This is a genomic window from Enterobacter cloacae complex sp.6700776, assembly GCF_048284255.1.
GTDB classification, from domain to species: domain Bacteria; phylum Pseudomonadota; class Gammaproteobacteria; order Enterobacterales; family Enterobacteriaceae; genus Enterobacter; species Enterobacter intestinihominis.
Map to the genome: position 1 here is coordinate 1 of NZ_JBLVYK010000208.1, position 294 is coordinate 294.

Consider the following 294-nt stretch of genomic DNA (forward strand, 5'->3'; position numbering starts at 1 on the left):
CATCAGCGGTTTATAGGGGGGAATATGATATATCAGAACTTTCAGAGAAGTCACAATCCTAAATTATTAGCTAAATACCCAGAATCCACGTTAGTGTTAGAAGATATTGAGGGAAATGATTGGTATGAGGTGCAAGCTAATTTCAATGGGGATACATTAAAAATCGTTTTTAATCCGGATGGCTTAATTATCTCTTACAGCCATGATGCTAGCGCACTCTTTCCCTTAGGTGGGTCTGTTGCTGAAATGAGTCCACATGAATTACCGAAAAACTTTTTTGATGAAAAGCTGTCT

The 294-nt window shown here is 37.8% G+C and carries 1 pseudogene; it reads left to right on the plus strand.

From position 1 onward, the window contains the following. Nucleotides 1-93 precede the first annotated feature (93 nt). Nucleotides 94-294, plus strand: a pseudogene (locus ACNQ0T_RS23905) (tail fiber assembly protein); the annotation flags it as partial.